Source organism: Aurantibacter sp. (assembly GCF_039941195.1).
Classification (GTDB): domain Bacteria; phylum Bacteroidota; class Bacteroidia; order Flavobacteriales; family Flavobacteriaceae; genus Aurantibacter_A.
Map to the genome: position 1 here is coordinate 79,852 of NZ_JBDVFA010000106.1, position 16,996 is coordinate 96,847.

Consider the following 16,996-nt stretch of genomic DNA (forward strand, 5'->3'; position numbering starts at 1 on the left):
ATATTAGTTTGGGACGATAATTTGAGTCTGTTCTCCGGTGATAGTATCCAGTATATTTATGACGAGACCTTCACCAGATTCAAAAATTTCTAAGGCTAAATCACCTACATTAAAAGAACCTTCTTCAAGCTCTTCTCCAAGTTGAGAGCTAAATACGTTTCGCGATAGACTACTTAATAACTGACTATTTAAATTTTCTTGAAAACGTTCTAATTCTGTTTGTTCTTCATTAGCAATAGCAGGATCCGTGAAAGAATTCTGCGACTCTGCAGAGCTCAACAACCATTGATAATTAAAAGTATTACCACCAAATGCAGGATTCACTGGGGTATAAACCATTTGTTGTCCAAAATTGTAACTGGTAACTAGGAATGCCACCACAAAGAAAAATCGTTTCATAGGTTCATAATTAATATCGTGTAATCTGTTCTTTATTTGCTTTTAATCGCTGTAAATAAGTATTCACGCGGTAAATTGAGTTATCTGCCATCGACTTTAAATACTGGGTTCTCGGGTTAACAAAAAACTGGACCACTACTTCATCTTCAACGAGAATGTTTATTTGAGTGTTACTTCCTATTGCTAAGCGTTCTTCTATTTTTACAATCTTATCAGCATTAATATTATTACTCAAATACAACGAATAAAACATATCGTAAAAATCATTTCCGGCCTTAGTTTTGGTATCTTCAATTACTACCCCTTTTAAGACAAAACCATCTTCTTTAGATTCTTTTACATCCTTATTTATTTCAGGTTTTGCAAAATTTTTCACCTCATCCTCTTCACCTTCAATTCCGTTAAGTACTTTACGATCTTTGCCTACTACTTTATCATTTTCATACACTAATAATAGAATTATAGTTCGGTCGTCATCATTTACGTTAATACTTGTATTTGATAGGTTCTTTTTAGCACCAGGTGCCAAAACAAAGCGTCCTTCCTGTTTATTGGTATTGCTATTGTTACCCGATTTAATTACTGATAATACATAGCGTAAACTTTTGTTTATTTGCGTTTTATTATGGGCCGAACCCGTAATATTTATAATGCTATTATCTTGAATTTCTAGATCAACAGCTGCTGAAACATCCTTATTATATATTTGCGAATATGACACCATTGGATGGCATAACAAGCAAATAATAACTATAAATGAATATTTCATTTTTATCTTTTTTTAATCAATTGAAATTGCGAATGGTTATCGATTTCGCGTTTCCCTGAAGGTTCAATTGTATTTTATCTGTTAATGAATTACTACCGAATATCACTACATTTTGTTCATTTCCATTTTGTATAATATTTCGCTCCAGATTTAAACTTGGGGAATTTCCGTATTCCAATAAAAAATTATTGTTCCCGTTTTGCAGTACGTTTGTGCTGAATGTTTTTGCGGCTACGTCAATATCCGCATTGTTCGCATTTCCATTTTGCACCAAACTAATGGTACTATAATCCGATTTGGATTGGACTAATGAACTATTATTTGATCCTATTTGTTGAATGTACACCGAATTGGAAGCTGCTTGTGGTACATTTGATTGAACTTGTGTAACCGATTGTAAGTTTTCAAGTCCTACATCACCAACTAATGAAGTGCCAACATCTTCAGCAACTTCTATTTGAGCATATACTACTTTAAAGCCTACAAACAGTAAGGCCATAAGCACATATTTTAATTTGATTTGATGAACACGCATAGTTTTGGTTCGTTTGATGTGATTAAATTTCGTAAACAATCTGACCTTTTTAAAAAATAATGGTTCAACGTGCCAGTTAATCGCTTACTTGCTATTTGTCAACACTTTAACAGCTGTATTAAAGTGATAATCTAATAAATGGGATGACGATATTATCGCCATCCCATTAATACTTCAAAATTTAAAAGGGAATTAGTTTTGAATTACATTGGCCGTATTATTAGAACCAACTTGCATTACATCACTATCTTGAAATGAACCAGATTGATTTACAAAAGCTCTATTATTATTACCACCAGATTGGTTAACTAAACTTAAGTGACCAAAGCCATCTTGTGTAACCCGTGCTACGCCATGGTTACCATCTTGTACAATATCACTAACGTTTAATTCACCTGTTTGATTTAAAACAGCTGTGTTATTATTACCTGATTGGTTGATACCACTAACATTTAAAGTCAAAATACCTCCACCAGACTGAGTTGCTCTAGCTGTATTACCGCTACCGCCTTGCATTATATTGCTAACGTTTGTTCCTGTTTGCTCAACTACAGCGGTATTGTTATTAAGAATTTGATCAATATTACTAATATTACCATTCGTTTGTGTTACTCTGGCCGTATTATTATTTCCTTCTTGATTAATTGTACTAAAGTTAAGATCTGTTTGATCTACTTTAGCTTTATTGCCATTTCCAGATTGATCAATATCACTAATGTTACCAGCAACAAAAAGTAAATTTGCACCATCTTGAGTTACATTAGCATTATTATTACTACCTGATTGGTTTATGTAGCTTTCATCCCAGACTCCAGCTGTTTGAGTAACACGTGCTGTATTACCATTACCTCCTAATTCCTGTTCTATCATACTATAGTTATTACGATTTGCTTGACTAACTACAGCTGTACTATTCGTACCCTCTTGCAAAATGTCACTATCTGAATTTCTCCCTGCCTGATCTACTCTAGCCGTATTACTATCGCCCGTTTGATCAATATCACTATCTGCGTTCCTTCCTTCTTGCGCAACTCTAGCAGTATTGCCATTACCAGATTGATTAATATCACTCAAAGAGCTATTACCATCTTGGAAACTATTGGCTACGTTATTATTCCCACTTTGATCAATAAATATCTCTCCAGTATTATTAGCGTTCCATTGCTCAGTAATCGCCCTATTCCCATCACCCGATTGATTGATTGTAGTAAGATCAAAAGAACCATCTTGATCAATTTTTGCAAAGTTGTTATTACCGGTAACATCTATAGTTGCCATATTTTCCTCTGCAGTAAAGTGTTGACGGATTTCAGCATAATTACCATTCGCATTACCCGTTCCTCCTTCGTCACCAATCTTTATATAAGCTTCATTATTATCACCTACCTGCTCAGTCCATGTTGTATTTCCATTTCCGTAAATATCAACCCCTCGTGGAGCAGCAGAAAACTCAGCTCCTGGATGCAAATTGTTATTATTTGAACCTTTTTGATCCATTTTAACCTTGTTTCTGTCCCCAGCTACATAAATAACAGCATTATTATTCTCACCTGATGCTAATTGATTAACCGTAACTTTATTACCATCTGAACCTCCATTACCAGCAATCTGAATTACAGAATTCTGATCACTATCTTCTTGAGTAACATTTGTTTTATTGTTGTTTCCATAAACTCTAACAACCGATCTGTGATCATCAGCTGTTTGCGTAACATTACCGGTATTTCCACTGCCATTTTGGCTAACGCTACTTGTACTTTGAGCACTTACATAGACACCCATTGATAGCGCGATTGCGCCTAAAATCATTTTTTTGTTCATAATACTAATGGTTTAAAGGTTATAAATTAATTGTGTTACTATTCTAATTAATTGAAATTCAGCACTTAACAAATAGCTAAATGTTGTTTAAACCAAGGCATACGAAAGCGTCATTCTTAAGATATGTGGGGTATCGAAAAAAATTGTTTACTACTAAAATGTCGGGGGAATGAAACGATAAATCATTTCAAAAAAATTGCATTACGAGGAAATTATTAATGCAATATTATGAGTCACTAAACTAGAGCTATTTTAACATTTCAAATTTAATTTATCGTTGAAATGCACATTGTTTTCGTCAAACGGTAAAAATGTCTGCTAAAAAATGTTAAATCGTTATTTTTAGTATGCAAATTTTATCATATCGTCAGTTGTAATCTTACAAAAAAAGTCAGAATTATAATAACATATTGGTTATCAATAATTTAACCAAAAAGACAAAGTAAGGGCATCATCCATGTTAGTACTATTTCACACAAACTAATGGCTTCCAAAATACTTAGCAGAAGATTATATACAGCGGTTCTATACTATGTAAACAATAAATAAATTACTAGAAAAATAAGGGAAGTGTTGACAAATTTAAAACTTACCATAAATTCCGGCACCTAAAACTGCTCGCCGTGGTACATTATTACCGGAAATGGCACCGGTGTAATTCGCAAGAACTCCAAAATTATCTGTTGCTTCAAAAATCAGCTTAAATCCATATGCGACATACTCTTGGTCATTTACATAAAACCCAGTCACCAAATTAGAGGCTGGTAAAACAACGTCTCCGTTGTTAAAGGAAGTTGAGGAATTTAAAAATCCAATCGTCCATAAGCGCTTTAGAGGTTGGGCTCCCAACTCGGCATCAAAAACAAAACTAGAACTGTAATCGTTAAAACGAATGTCAACTCCTGTAGACCCTTGTGCATAAAAAGGACCAAAACTTCTTCCAACATTAATTTTCGGTGAAACCGTATAAGTATCATAACCACTTCGCAATCCTGAATATTCAAAAAACTTGCCCGAATTTAGTCCAAGATTCAATTGAGCTGCTACAGCCCAGGTGCCTTTGTGTAATTGTTGTTTTACACCAATGGTAATATTACCCAATGCGGTTTCGGAACCTTCTATTGTAATCGGAGTAGCATTTGCATCCACCAATCCTTCAGCTTTTATCATGCGAATGGGCAGACTTAGCACCACAGTGGTTTTATCGCTTAGCCCATACTCCGAGTATATTTGAATTGTATTATCGGTTAACTTTCTTTCCGACTGATACCCGGGATCACCATAAATGCCGGAATACCCGCTAATACTATAATAGGATAACTGCGTATACACTTCGTTTTTAGATTTCGTCCATGCCCCTTGAGAAAACAAAGCGACACTAAAAAGCAATGCAAATAATACGGTGAACTTTTTCATACAATCAATATTTATGAATTGCTTAGTGTTATAAATAACTTAAAACTTACAGCAATTTCGAAGAAAACCACCAATATTCGATAAACGTATAGGTGCTTTAATTGGTAAATAACAATTCTTGATACTTTGCTAAGGGCCACAAACGGTCATCTAATATTCGTTCCAAGCGATCTGAATGATACCGAATTTTTTCAAAATATGGTTTTACCGTTTCGCAATAAGCTATCGCCTTTTTATTAGAATCGGTTATGGTATTGGCATCTTTTCTAGCTTTAGTCATGGCATCACATTCTTTCTTTAATTCCGAAATATGAGCTATAAGGTCTTCTAAAATAATGTGCTGTGTCTCCGTCATTTTTTTATAATCCGCGCCATAGATATTTTTTAATCCTGAAATATTTGCCACAACCTTAGTTTGATATTCCAAGCATGATGGTAAAACATGATTATTTACCAACTCATTAAGTACTCTACCCTCAATTTGATTGTTTAAAATATAAGCCTCTAAATCAACTTCTTGCCGCGCTCTTAGCTCAACTTCACTCAGCACCTTCATACTGTCAAAAAGTTCAATACTCTCTTTAGCAGTCATTACTGCTAATGCTTCTGGTGTATTTTTATTATTGCTTAGCTTTCGTTTTTTCGCTTCCTTTTCCCAATCAATACTATAGCCATCCCCATCAAAACGAATTCTTTTCGAGGTTTTAATATATTCACGTAATACATTAAAAACTGCTTCATCCTTTTTAAGATTCTTACCATCGACCAGAAGATCAACTTCCTTTTTAAATTCTCTAAGTTGCTTGGCGACTATGGTATTTAAAACGGTCATCGGTTTTGCACAATTGGTGGTTGACCCTACGCCACGCATTTCAAATTTATTTCCAGTAAAAGCAAATGCCGAGGTTCTGTTGCGGTCGGTATTGTCCAATAATATTTCAGGAATTTTCCCTACAACGTTTAATTTTAATTCCGTTTTTTCTTCCGGTGATAATTTTCCTTTGGATACCCCTTCTAATTCATCCAATACATTGCTCAATTGCTTCCCAATAAAAATTGAAATAATTGTCGGGGGCGCCTCACCACCACCTAATCGATGGTCGTTACTTGCTGAAGCAATAGACGAACGCAATAATTCTTCGTAAGTATCTACAGCTTTAATCGTATTAACAAAAAAGGTGAGAAACTGTAAATTCTTCATTGGCGTAGAACCCGGACGTAATAAATTCACCCCTGTATCTGTTGCTAATGACCAATTGTTATGTTTACCAGATCCATTTACACCTGCAAATGGTTTCTCATGAAAGAGCACTTTAAAATTATGGCGATCTGCAATCTTATCCATCACATCCATCAAAAGCAAATTGTGATCAACTGCCAAATTCGCTTCCTCAAAAACAGGTGCCAATTCAAATTGATTGGGGGCAACTTCATTATGTCTTGTCTTTACAGGAATTCCTAATTTGGTACATTCAATTTCCAAATCCATTATAAAGTTTAATGCTCTCGATGGAATTACTCCAAAGTAGTGGTCATCTAACTGTTGTCCTTTGGCAGCTAAATTTCCAACTAGCGTTCTCCCGGTTAACATTACATCTGGTCTCGAGTTCGCTAGGGCTTTATCAATTAAAAAGAACTCTTGTTCCCAACCTAAAGTTGCATTTACCTTTGCAACAGTTTTATCAAAATATTTCGCCACAGCCGTAGCAGCATCATCTACGGCATTTAGTGCTCGTAATAATGGTGCTTTATTATCTAATGCCTCCCCAGTATACGCCACAAAAATTGTAGGTATGCATAGCGTAGTTCCATAAATAAAAGCTGGTGAAGTAGGATCCCATGCTGTATAACCTCTAGCTTCAAAAGTATTTCGAATGCCTCCGTTGGGAAAGCTGGATGCATCTGGTTCTTGTTGCACCAATTGTCCACCTCCAAATTTCTCTAGGGCTCTTCCGTCATCTAATAAATCGAAAAAAGCATCGTGCTTTTCTGCTGTAGTTCCTGTTAAAGGTTGAAACCAATGTGTATAATGTGTAGCTCCTTTTCCAATTGCCCAACCTTTCATTGCTTCCGCGACTTGATCTGCAATTTTGCGATCAATTTTAGATCCTGAAAAAATTGCACCTTTTACGCTTTCGAACGCTTCCTTAGTAAGGTGTTGCAACATGCGTTCTTCATTAAAAACATTTTGCGCATAAAGTTCTGAACGTCTGCCAGTTTCTTCAATCGTAACCGGCTTTCTATTTCTACTTTCTAAAACGGCCTGAAATCGTAATTTCGACATATCACAATAATTTGAGCGGACAAAAGTACCTATTATGCATTTTATAAAAAAAAGATAAACTAATTATTATACCCATAAAAAAATAGGGGGTTATTAATAAAATATCAATTTTTTTAAATTTTACCCCCTTACTTCTAGGCTCATTCACAAAAAATCATATTTTTGTTTGTCTTAAAAAATTTATTTATTTAAATCAAACTATCAATAATTATGAGCAAGATTAAACTAGAATACATTTGGCTTGATGGTTACTTCCCAACTCAGAATTTGAGAAGTAAAACGAAAGTTGAAGAACATGAAAACTTCAAAGGAACATTGGAAGAATTGGGCAATTGGTCTTTTGATGGATCATCAACAAGACAAGCCGAAGGTGGATCTTCTGATTGCTTGCTTGTACCTGTTGCAATTTACCCAGACCCAGATCGTATAAACGGTTACTTAGTAATGACTGAAGTAATGAATGCTGATGGTACGCCACACGTTTCTAACGGTAGAGCTACTATTGATGATGATGATAATGATTTTTGGTTTGGATTTGAGCAAGAATACTTTATAATGGATACCAAAACACAACTACCTTTAGGTTTCCCAGTTGGTGGTTATCCTGCTCCACAAGGAATGTACTACTGTTCTGTAGGTGGTAAAAATACACACGGTAGAGGTTTAGTTGAAGAGCATGCTGATTTATGTATCGATGCTGGCTTAAACTTTGAAGGTATTAACCAAGAAGTTGCTTCTGGACAATGGGAATTTCAATTGTTCGCGAAAGGTGCTAAAAAAGCAGGTGATGAAATCTGGATTGCTAGATATTTATTAGACCGTTTAACTGAAAAGTATGGTTACTATATTGATTACCATCCAAAACCATTAGGTAAGGATATGGACTGGAATGGTTCTGGTATGCACGCAAACTTCTCTAATGAGATTTTAAGAACATGTGGTGATAAAGATGTTTATGCAAAAATTTGTGAAGCATTCCGCCCAGTGGTAAAAGAACACATTGCTGTATACGGTGAATTTAACGATCAGCGTTTAACTGGTTTACATGAAACGGCTGCTATTACAGATTTCTCTTGGGGAGTTTCTGATAGAGGTGCATCAATTCGTATTCCAATTATTGCAGTTGAAAAAGGATGGAAAGGTTGGTTAGAAGATCGTAGACCGGCTTCTAATGGTGATCCATACAAGATTGCAGCAAGAATTATTAAGACAGTTAAAACGGCTGACGTTTAGAATAAAATTAATTGTTGATTATATAAAAACGCTTTGGGCTCGCCTAAAGCGTTTTTTGCATTTATAGACTTATTTTATTGTAAACCTTTATGAAATTGTCAAGTATACAAAAGCAAGATAAACTCCAAGCAAAATAATGCCATCGCGCCAACCAAGGCGTAATCCCTTTGGAATAAAAACAAGTGGTAGAATTAAAAAAGAAATTCCTAACATCCAAAAAATATCGTTACTCAACAAAGTATCATCCACCACACGAATAGGTGTTATTATCGAAGTGATTCCCAAAACAGCCAGGAGGTTAAAAATGTTCGAACCAATTAAATTTCCTAAAGAAATTGCTTTTTCCTTTTTTATAACCGCAATTATTGAAGCTGCTAATTCTGGAATACTAGTGCCGATAGAAACTACAGTTACCGCAATTACGCGTTCGCTTACTCCATATAAAGTAGCCAAACCAACCGCACCACTAATCAATAATTCTGATCCTCCCCAAAGTGCCGTACCACCAAGTCCTAAAAACAAGACTAACTTATATAAAGGCAAAGGCTTATCATCTTCAGGTGCCTCATCTTCCACAGCCTGTTTTTGAAAACGTAATAAATACACCAAAAATAAAAACAAGACAGTAACCATAATTATACCTTCATATTGTTGCAATTCGCCATCGAAAAAAATAAAACCAAAGAATAATAAAGAAGCGGCCATCATCACTGGCCAGTCAGTGGTATAAAAAGTTTTACGAACATCAATACTTCCTAACAGCACAGTAACTGCTAAAACCAAACCTAGGTTTGCAATATTAGAACCTACTACATTTCCGAGTGCCAAATCTGGAAAACCATCCAATGCAGCTTTTATACTTACTATAAGTTCTGGAGCCGATGTCGCAAAAGACACCACTGTCATACCAATTACAATTTTAGGAATGTTTAATCGGAGTGATAAAGCAACTGCAGATTTCAAAAGCCAATTTCCACCTGCAATTAAAAGTGCAAGTCCAAGAACTATAAAAAGAAGATTCTGCATTACTATTTTTTTTGTAAAGATAAAGGAGAACATTGAAATGCTGTCTCGTGTCAATTGATTTTTATAGCCAATGCAATTTATATACTTCTTGAAATTTCCAGATGCAATAAAAAGATGAAAACATCAAAAATGCCCATTTTTAGAACGAAAAACGCCTTGCTCACCAAAAAAACTTTAAAAATAGCCCTACAATTATTATAATTTATAATCATAAGTACATAATAAATTACAAATTATAATTTTATTGAAATATGAATGTATTAAATTAAAACTATTATCATCTTTTTGCTTTCATAATTGTATTCATACACACAACTTTAACAGATTTTTCTTGCAAAATATATTGCTACCGAAGTATCTTATTAAGAACTCGTATTGACTTTTTCATTTACCTATGAATTTTGCATTTTGCAACCTTATTTTGACATTTTTAGTTACCGTAGCTATGGCTATGCTTCCTGAAAAATAACTTCATAAGATTACAAAAGCCTTCATTCTCGGTTCCAAACAAAAAATCAATACGAATTCTGAAACAAACACCGAACAGTTTTCCTTTTTTTGTTGGCCAATAAGATGAAACGGTTCACCGAGTACTATTTACTCAAACCCTTTAAAGGGTTCAACCTTAAAACCATCATATATGTTCGTACTAGCTAAATTTCTTTTTTATCTACTCATATCACTGATCATGATATTTGTCTGAAGTGAATCCTTATAGGCCTATATTAATTGAGCTGCCAATTGGCAGCTCTTTCTACTTATATTTGTACAAATCAATTGTTATGAAAAAGTCTTTATTTCAATTTTTGGCAAAGTTGAATAAGCTACTCCTCCCCTCTTTTACTAAAAAAAGAGTTGATCTTGCGAAAGCTTCAAAGATTCAACTGGCTATTATTGGGTGGCGTTATTATGTTACCACCAATGCACTGGGTTAGTAATGCATTATCGATTGCACATCAAAGGCATTTAGCTTTGTTCTACCTTTAAGAAAATCCAGTTCGATTAAGAAATTACATTGTACTACTGTTCCACCTAATCGTTCTACTAATTTACAAGTCGCTTCTGCGGTTCCACCAGTAGCCAACACATCATCATGCACGAGAACTTTATCTCCTTTTTGAATAGCATCGGTATGTATTTCTAAGGTATCTTTCCCATATTCTAAGCCATACGTTTCACTAATAGATGCACTAGGTAGTTTACCAGCTTTTCGTATGGGAACAAAACCAGCATTAAGTTGCACTGCAAGCATGGGGGCGAAAAAGAAACCACGACTTTCCATGCCCACTACTTTGTCAATTTTCTGGTCACCTAAAAAATTCTGCAGTGCTGTTAAGGCATATTTAATCGCATCGGGATTCTTTAAGAGCGGCGTAAGGTCTTTAAACACGATGCCTTCGGAAGGAAAATCTTGAATATCTCGAATGTAGTCTTTTAGATTCATTATTATGTGCTGCTAATTTTGCAGTAAATGTAAAAAGAAATATATTTGCACCCCTTTAAAACGGGAATTATCGGCCTCGTGGCGCAACTGAATAGCGCACTTGATTACGGCTCAAGAGGTTACAGGTTTGAATCCTGTCGAGGTCACTTAAAGCAGAAAGTCCATTCTAATTACGGAATGGACTTTTTTGTTTTTCAGAAAGACAGAAAATACCAATTTTCTGGAATTGGAGAAAAACAAAAAAGAGAATGGCGCAGCCATGGACTTTCTATTTTCAATCGAGAGCTCAATAGGATATTTAATCCTGTGGCTATAAAAAAAATTAGCAGCAGAAAGTCCATTCTAATTACGGAATGGACTTTTTTGTTTTTCAGAAAGACAGAAAATACCAATTTTCTGGAATTGGAGAAAAACAAAAAAGAGAATGGCATAGCCATAGACTTTCTATTTTCACATGGGAGTTCTAAGGAAAGACGAAGTCACACCTGCCGAGGTCACGAATAAATAAAATAATGGCACGGCAATCGAGCTCGCTTGAGATTGCAAGAGGATTTGTTTTATTTTCAAAGCGGAGCTTTGTCAGGAAAGACGTAGTCACTCCTGACGAGGTCACGAATGAATAAAACAATAACACGAAAATCAAGCTTGCTTAAGAAAGTAAGTGGATTTGTTTTATTTTCAAAGCGGAGCTTTGTCAGGGAAGACGCAGTCACCCCTGCTTTTATTCTCAAACCAATTTTTTCCAAAAATCACTCGACCTGACTTTCGTGTAGGTGTTCAAAATAGAGTTATAAAAAGACAGAAAACATCAGTTTTCTAGGATTGAAGAAAAACAAAAAATCTGCAGGCCTAGCTACTTACTATTTTCACGTGGGAGCTCCATTTATAATAATTTACCTTGCTGCTCACTTTTCACTAAGGTGTATTTGGTTCAGATAAAGTCGGATTTTTATAACGTTTAAATGGGCGCAATAATAATGCCGATGCCGCTGAAGACAATATTCATAGTTTTAATTTAATTACTTTTTATCCAGGCAATAATACTGTTGTTATAGCTTTTGTATACCACCAAAGACCAGTCGCCCTGATCCTTAATCACAGTTACCCTCTGATTTTCTATAGCTCTTATTTGATTTCCGGGTCTTGGTTCACCTGTGCACGGGTCTTTTGTTTCCGAATCATCAACTACTGGAGTTGTTCTTAACATTCCTGTAACTTCTTTTTGTTTAAATTCAGGATTGAGATTAGTAATCTGGGTATTATGGTGGTAGCTTAATAGGTCTTCCACTATTTCATTATTAGCACCAATTGTTACCTCAAAAAGCAAATTTATTTCAATACAGCCCACATATGGAGTGTATACAGAAATAGTTGTCTTTTCTGCTTGCTTTATGAAAACGACTTCTCCTGGGCCATCCCATATTTCAATAAAGTCCTTACCGTTATTTGCAAAAAGAACAATTGCCTTATGGAGTTGTTGCTCTTGATAAATAATATCTTTAAGGCCATCATTATTAAAATCTACCAAATGAACATTTTTGGCAATTATTGAAAATACATCAGCCTCTCCATTTTTTGAATAAAATTTCGAATTCTTAAATTTCGTAAAGCCAGTAGTGTCTTTTTTATATTCAAAATCATGTGGCAATTGTAATAAGCTTATCTGCTCTTTTAAAGCAGTAGTAGGATTAACACTTTTAGTTTGAGCAAACGCACAGGAGATTATTAAAAGCGCTACCAAAAGCATTAGAATATTTACTTTTTTAGATTTTCTCATAGACTAGGCTTTATTATATAGTGCTTTGGTGAAAGAAGTATTCGTGTAAATCATTGCTTTTATTAATTATCTTTAAACCTATAAGCACACCATTTTGCATTGTACGTCTACTATTTTCCATACCGATATACTTTGCGATGTCTAGGTTCACTAACACAACAGTCCAATGCTTTTTTTATCTAATGCTACAGCCACCCGACAATCCTCTTTGTTCTGCTCTCAGCCGTATACTCACAGATTATTAATAGCTCCGTTTTTATTTCATTTATAAGTTTCACCATCAAATTTTAACCATATTTTCTTACGTGTAACATCTTTTTCAGATTCGCATTCGCCATCTTCTGGTATATAATCTATACTATGCGTTATTGTACTCTTCGCGATGATATCGAAAAAACCATTGGTTAATTTTTCAGAGATAATAAGAATCTTTTTTTCTTCTGTAAATTCTCCTGCACAGTTGGTATCCCATTCGCCGCCGTAATCCATTACATTATAATTATGGAGTACTTTTTTTAAAGCGTCCCCAGATTTTACAAATAGCGAAATGGTTTTCTTGAGGTATGGATTTGGTCGAGATGACCCTAAATAACTCACACGAATACCAAAAGCCCTTTTGTCCTTCACTAGCATATAAGGTGCGGTATCTATAGTTATTTCGGTGAGGCGTATGGCATCTGACACCCACTCATTGGTCATAGAGCTTTCAAAGAATTTATGGGTTACTTTTCCTGTAATACTATGTACTAGTGTAACGTGACTATCAAGTTCAAAATAATTTTCAGCGCTATTAACAATCTCAGGAATCACAACAACGATTTCGTTTGGGCGATGTGGTAATTCTTTGGATGTAATTAAATCAGTTTTTATTTTTAGAAGCTTTAGGCCGAGTTGGTCTATGACCATAGCAATCAATGCAAAATTTTCAACCGTTTCGCTCAAGTTTTTAGTGTCTAGCGCTACTATTGTTCCATCTAGATGGATGTTATATTCATCTTGCTCAATTTCCTTTTTTTCCGACCAAAAAATTCGGTTAACAATAATATTATGGTCGCTAATTCGAGACTTTATTCTCGACATTCCCTCGGCTATTTCATCGTATGCTATGACTTGACTGTCGATAATATCGCCTTTTAAGCTATAGTTAATCAAGATGGATTCCATTTCGTGATCTCCTTTTTTAATGGTTACGACTATGGAATAGAAATTCTCAGATAATGGAATTTTATAGGAAGCAATTGCTAAATAGTTATAGCCTTCTTTGTAAAAATCAGGGTATATTTTTTCTAATTTCAATGCCCTTACATCGACATTATTGTAGTCTTCGGGTTCAATAAAACTATCAAAATTTCTATCATCAATGAAAGGGAGTGTTCTGGTTCTAGTAGCTTCAACCTCTTGCTTAAAACCGACCGCCTCTTTACCATTTAAAGATATACCTGTAGCTTCTTGTGCAGTCGCCGCCTCGTGTACTTGAGCATAAGTGTACATTGTGCACAGCAGTAATAAGTGTACTATTTTTATTTTTTTATATAACATCGATTACTTTTTCTAAAACATAATGTGTTACCCCGATTACTACAGCAATCAACACTAGAATAGCAAAACGTGTAATCGTTGCTATTTTATGTTGGCTTAATTTCTTTTTCAAATAGAAAACATCCAAAAGAATAAATACCAAGGCTATGATAGCGCCAATATAAAGGCCGACATGTACCAAGGCATAATTGTATATTATAGTGCCTATTACTTGTAAAAAACCGTTGCCGGTTTCTTTTGGTCCTAAAACAAAATACATGTGGCAAATACCCAATAGGATGGCTACAACTATCCATATTAGATATACTAGTATCTGTTTTAAGATTTTCATTTATGCTTTATTAAAGCCGTAATATGATACGTAATGATTTAGGTAATTATAGAACCAGTATATCATGAACTTATTTTAAACTGTCCATTTAATTTTAAAGCCTTACCTATTAAAATTGGAGTTAAAAGTGCTTTTTTCCTAAAATTAACGCAAGAAAGTATTAGATAAATAAACTAATACCTATGGTATCTCATACATTTTTGCTTCCGTTCGTATGCCGCTATGACCTTCGTTTTATTATACGCACACTCTTTTTATGAGCATAGCAGGAAACGTACCTAGCATCATTTATTAGACACAAATTGATTCGCGATGAAAAAATCTCGCGTAACAGCTTTTCTGTAAACAAAAAAATACGGTATGATTGATAGGCCTTTTATAAACAAAGAACCACCTACAGTTTAAAGTTGTAAGTGGCTCTCTAGATTGTATTATATTAATTTGTAAATGTTCTTACGGCGCGAACATATGCTCCATAATTATTTTTACTTGCTGCACCACTCGATCCAATATTATCCATAAACCTGGCTTGATCAACATTTACCTCGGTAGAACTCCAGAAATAAAAATTAACGATAGCATCACCACCATTAGCTTCTGATGAAATACTTACGACTTCTCTATTCATAAAAATCTCAAGCAGTTCAAACAATGAAGGCAAATACCAATCTGAAAAACCACCTGTACTTAAATTATCACATAACGTTGCAGCATATACACCCGCTCCATGACTATTTATGATTGCTGTAGTATTCGCTTGCCCCGTCCCAATATTCATTCCGGTAGCACCTGTAATGGCGTTTGTGCCAATACTCCATTGTATTGAATTTGATGCTGGATTAACTAAATCGACAACATCACATACTAATCCGCCTCCATTGCCATCGAGATAAAATATCACACCGCCATAGTTAAAATCTCCAATCTCATCTATATTTTCAAGATTAATATTAGCAGTTGCTGATACCGAATAAACACCATTGTCAACTGAAATAGTTGCGAACATGGTAGGAGTTGTTTCAAAATCAAATAATGTATAATCCGCAACCGACAATTCTCCTGTACTTTGGTCAATACTTAAAGCCCCAGAGGTTGATTGATAAGTTATCTCATAACTTAGACTTCCTGCACTAGTAGCCTGAATAGTTCCAATTACTTGCCCATTTATAGGGTTTTCATCTATAGCTGAGGTAAAATCTTGAACATTTATTTCATCTATATCATTAAGATTAATTGTAACTGTTGCTGGATTTTCGGCATCATCTACAGCTATCGTTGCCGTAATAACCGGATTTGTTTCAAAATCAAATAAGTTGGGATCTACAACTGTTAATTCACCTGTAGTGGCATCTATATTTAAAGCACCAGCTGGTGTTTGAGATGTTATACTGAAACTTAATGTTCCAACACCAGTTGCTTGTATTGCTCCTACAACTTGCCCGTCTGTAGGGTTTTCATCTAGATCCATTGTTAAATCTTGAGCACTTAATTCATATATATTAGTAAGATTAATTGTTGCCGTTGCCGCGTTCATAGCATCATCCACAGCAATAGTTGCTGTAATTATAGGATTTGTTTCATAATCGAACAAAGTAGCATCAGCAACTGTTAACTCTCCTGTGCTGGCATCTATACTCAAAGCTCCTGCTGGTGTCTGTGCGGTTATATTAAAATTTGAGGCTCCGCTTCCGCCAGATGGTACAGTGCTAACAACTTGCCCGTCGGTCGGGTTTTCATCGATATCCACGGTTAAATCTTGAATACTGGCCTCATTAAGGTTATTCAAGTTAATGGTTACTGTTGCAGGACTTAAAGCACCAACAACGGTAACAGTAGCAGTAATAATTGGGTTCGTTTCAAAATCAAACGCAGCAGCATTTGCCACAGTTAGTTCTCCTGAACTTGAATTTACACTTAATGCTCCTGTCGGCGTTTGCGATGTGATGCTAAAACTAAGCGTTCCACTTCCGTCAGTTGTTACGGTGCCAACAACTTGTCCGTAAGTCGGATTTTCGTCAATGGTTGCGGTTAAATTTTCTACGTTTATCTGGGTATTCGCCGCTGCTCCTGAGTCATCATTGCTGCAGCTAAAAGCAGTAAATAATAAAGCTAATACCAATAAATTGGTCGTTTTAAATAATTTGTTCATGATTTTGGGTTTTAAAATTGTTTGGTTTATTAATTATACTAGTAATCCATTTTGATAAACGCTCCATCTAGTTTATAGTAAAAACTAAAAGAGGTTCCGCCATTTTCAGGCTCAAGCTTAATCCAATATTTTGCTTTGGATATATCTCCGTTGTCCGGAAAGTTTATACTGGCAATACTTAAGATTGGATTTTCAATATTTTTTTCATCTTTTAACTGTTGTATTGATTTTTCAACAAGGCCTCCTAATTTGGCTAGACTAAATGTCTCGTCT

The 16,996-nt window shown here is 35.0% G+C and carries 16 protein-coding genes and 1 tRNA gene; 4 read left to right on the forward strand and 13 right to left on the reverse strand.

Annotated features, from left to right (window positions below):
• Window positions 1–3: 3 nt before the first annotated feature.
• The 6 genes from ABJF52_RS19210 to ABJF52_RS19235 form a co-directional block, all read right to left on the reverse strand.
• Window positions 4–399: a curli assembly protein CsgF gene (locus ABJF52_RS19210; protein WP_348153834.1), complete on the reverse strand. Its 396-nt coding sequence runs from the start codon at window positions 397–399 to the stop codon at window positions 4–6.
• 10 nt (window positions 400–409) lie between these two features.
• The gene (gene csgH, locus ABJF52_RS19215; RefSeq protein ID WP_348153836.1) at window positions 410–1,168 is read right to left on the reverse strand and encodes a curli-like amyloid fiber formation chaperone CsgH; all 759 of its coding nucleotides are present in this window, start codon (window positions 1,166–1,168) and stop codon (window positions 410–412) included.
• Between the two features lie 16 nt (window positions 1,169–1,184).
• A complete protein-coding gene (locus ABJF52_RS19220) occupies window positions 1,185–1,667 on the reverse strand; it encodes a hypothetical protein (protein WP_348153838.1) in 483 nt (160 codons plus the stop codon).
• Window positions 1,668–1,895: 228 nt separating this feature from the next.
• A complete protein-coding gene (locus ABJF52_RS19225; protein ID WP_348153840.1) occupies window positions 1,896–3,524 on the reverse strand; it encodes a hypothetical protein in 1,629 nt (542 codons plus the stop codon).
• Window positions 3,525–4,106: 582 nt separating this feature from the next.
• On the reverse strand, window positions 4,107–4,940 hold the full coding sequence (locus tag ABJF52_RS19230) for a hypothetical protein (RefSeq protein ID WP_348153842.1): 834 nt from the start codon (window positions 4,938–4,940) through the stop codon (window positions 4,107–4,109).
• Between the two features lie 97 nt (window positions 4,941–5,037).
• A complete protein-coding gene (locus ABJF52_RS19235; protein ID WP_348153843.1) occupies window positions 5,038–7,224 on the reverse strand; it encodes a glutamine synthetase III in 2,187 nt (728 codons plus the stop codon).
• 210 nt (window positions 7,225–7,434) lie between these two features.
• On the opposite strand from ABJF52_RS19235, the gene ABJF52_RS19240 reads away from it, so the two are divergent.
• The gene (locus ABJF52_RS19240) at window positions 7,435–8,457 is read left to right on the forward strand and encodes a glutamine synthetase beta-grasp domain-containing protein (protein ID WP_348153845.1); all 1,023 of its coding nucleotides are present in this window, start codon (window positions 7,435–7,437) and stop codon (window positions 8,455–8,457) included.
• 87 nt (window positions 8,458–8,544) lie between these two features.
• On the opposite strand, the gene ABJF52_RS19245 is transcribed toward ABJF52_RS19240, so the two are convergent.
• A complete protein-coding gene (locus tag ABJF52_RS19245) occupies window positions 8,545–9,483 on the reverse strand; it encodes a calcium/sodium antiporter (protein ID WP_348153847.1) in 939 nt (312 codons plus the stop codon).
• Between the two features lie 782 nt (window positions 9,484–10,265).
• Between ABJF52_RS19245 and ABJF52_RS19250 the strand changes: the two genes are divergently transcribed.
• Complete coding sequence (locus ABJF52_RS19250) at window positions 10,266–10,418, forward strand: SsrA-binding protein (protein WP_348153849.1); 153 nt, start codon at window positions 10,266–10,268, stop codon at window positions 10,416–10,418.
• Here the strand turns inward: ABJF52_RS19250 and ABJF52_RS19255 are convergent.
• Window positions 10,415–10,927 (reverse strand): adenine phosphoribosyltransferase, encoded by a 513-nt coding sequence (locus tag ABJF52_RS19255; RefSeq protein ID WP_348153851.1) that lies wholly within the window; start codon window positions 10,925–10,927, stop codon window positions 10,415–10,417. The two genes, ABJF52_RS19250 and ABJF52_RS19255, sit on opposite strands and share 4 nt — an antisense overlap.
• Window positions 10,928–10,999: 72 nt before the next feature.
• On the opposite strand from ABJF52_RS19255, the gene ABJF52_RS19260 reads away from it, so the two are divergent.
• Window positions 11,000–11,073: transfer RNA gene (locus tag ABJF52_RS19260), tRNA-Arg, on the forward strand.
• 31 nt (window positions 11,074–11,104) lie between these two features.
• On the forward strand, window positions 11,105–11,431 hold the full coding sequence (locus ABJF52_RS19265) for a hypothetical protein (RefSeq protein WP_348153853.1): 327 nt from the start codon (window positions 11,105–11,107) through the stop codon (window positions 11,429–11,431).
• A 511-nt stretch (window positions 11,432–11,942) separates the two neighbouring features.
• Here the strand turns inward: ABJF52_RS19265 and ABJF52_RS19270 are convergent.
• The 5 genes from ABJF52_RS19270 to ABJF52_RS19290 form a co-directional block, all read right to left on the reverse strand.
• A complete protein-coding gene (locus ABJF52_RS19270; RefSeq protein ID WP_348153855.1) occupies window positions 11,943–12,704 on the reverse strand; it encodes a hypothetical protein in 762 nt (253 codons plus the stop codon).
• Window positions 12,705–12,965: 261 nt separating this feature from the next.
• Window positions 12,966–14,243 carry a hypothetical protein gene (locus ABJF52_RS19275; protein ID WP_348153857.1) on the reverse strand — a complete coding sequence of 426 codons (1,278 nt, stop codon included), beginning with the start codon at window positions 14,241–14,243 and terminating at the stop codon, window positions 12,966–12,968.
• Window positions 14,233–14,574 (reverse strand): hypothetical protein, encoded by a 342-nt coding sequence (locus ABJF52_RS19280; RefSeq protein WP_348153859.1) that lies wholly within the window; start codon window positions 14,572–14,574, stop codon window positions 14,233–14,235. Before ABJF52_RS19280 ends, ABJF52_RS19275 begins: the two co-directional genes overlap by 11 nt.
• Window positions 14,575–15,010: 436 nt before the next feature.
• The gene (locus ABJF52_RS19285; protein WP_348153861.1) at window positions 15,011–16,723 is read right to left on the reverse strand and encodes a hypothetical protein; all 1,713 of its coding nucleotides are present in this window, start codon (window positions 16,721–16,723) and stop codon (window positions 15,011–15,013) included.
• Window positions 16,724–16,761: 38 nt separating this feature from the next.
• The coding region (locus tag ABJF52_RS19290; RefSeq protein WP_348153862.1) for a hypothetical protein at window positions 16,762–16,996 on the reverse strand (235 nt) is incomplete at its 5' end.

Bases quoted from the DNA above. Each gene is read 5' to 3' on its own strand.
- ABJF52_RS19210 (WP_348153834.1), bottom strand. From the start codon at position 399: ATGAAACGATTTTTCTTTGTGGTGGCATTCCTAGTTACCAGTTACAAT.
- ABJF52_RS19270 (WP_348153855.1), bottom strand. From the start codon at position 12,704: ATGAGAAAATCTAAAAAAGTAAATATTCTAATGCTTTTGGTAGCGCTT.
- ABJF52_RS19275 (WP_348153857.1), bottom strand. From the start codon at position 14,243: ATGTTATATAAAAAAATAAAAATAGTACACTTATTACTGCTGTGCACA.
- ABJF52_RS19235 (WP_348153843.1), bottom strand. From the start codon at position 7,224: ATGTCGAAATTACGATTTCAGGCCGTTTTAGAAAGTAGAAATAGAAAG.
- ABJF52_RS19265 (WP_348153853.1), top strand. From the start codon at position 11,105: ATGGACTTTTTTGTTTTTCAGAAAGACAGAAAATACCAATTTTCTGGA.
- ABJF52_RS19230 (WP_348153842.1), bottom strand. From the start codon at position 4,940: ATGAAAAAGTTCACCGTATTATTTGCATTGCTTTTTAGTGTCGCTTTG.
- ABJF52_RS19280 (WP_348153859.1), bottom strand. From the start codon at position 14,574: ATGAAAATCTTAAAACAGATACTAGTATATCTAATATGGATAGTTGTA.
- ABJF52_RS19255 (WP_348153851.1), bottom strand. From the start codon at position 10,927: ATGAATCTAAAAGACTACATTCGAGATATTCAAGATTTTCCTTCCGAA.
- ABJF52_RS19285 (WP_348153861.1), bottom strand. From the start codon at position 16,723: ATGAACAAATTATTTAAAACGACCAATTTATTGGTATTAGCTTTATTA.
- ABJF52_RS19250 (WP_348153849.1), top strand. From the start codon at position 10,266: ATGAAAAAGTCTTTATTTCAATTTTTGGCAAAGTTGAATAAGCTACTC.
- ABJF52_RS19225 (WP_348153840.1), bottom strand. From the start codon at position 3,524: ATGAACAAAAAAATGATTTTAGGCGCAATCGCGCTATCAATGGGTGTC.
- ABJF52_RS19240 (WP_348153845.1), top strand. From the start codon at position 7,435: ATGAGCAAGATTAAACTAGAATACATTTGGCTTGATGGTTACTTCCCA.
- csgH (WP_348153836.1), bottom strand. From the start codon at position 1,168: ATGAAATATTCATTTATAGTTATTATTTGCTTGTTATGCCATCCAATG.
- ABJF52_RS19220 (WP_348153838.1), bottom strand. From the start codon at position 1,667: ATGGCCTTACTGTTTGTAGGCTTTAAAGTAGTATATGCTCAAATAGAA.
- ABJF52_RS19245 (WP_348153847.1), bottom strand. From the start codon at position 9,483: ATGCAGAATCTTCTTTTTATAGTTCTTGGACTTGCACTTTTAATTGCA.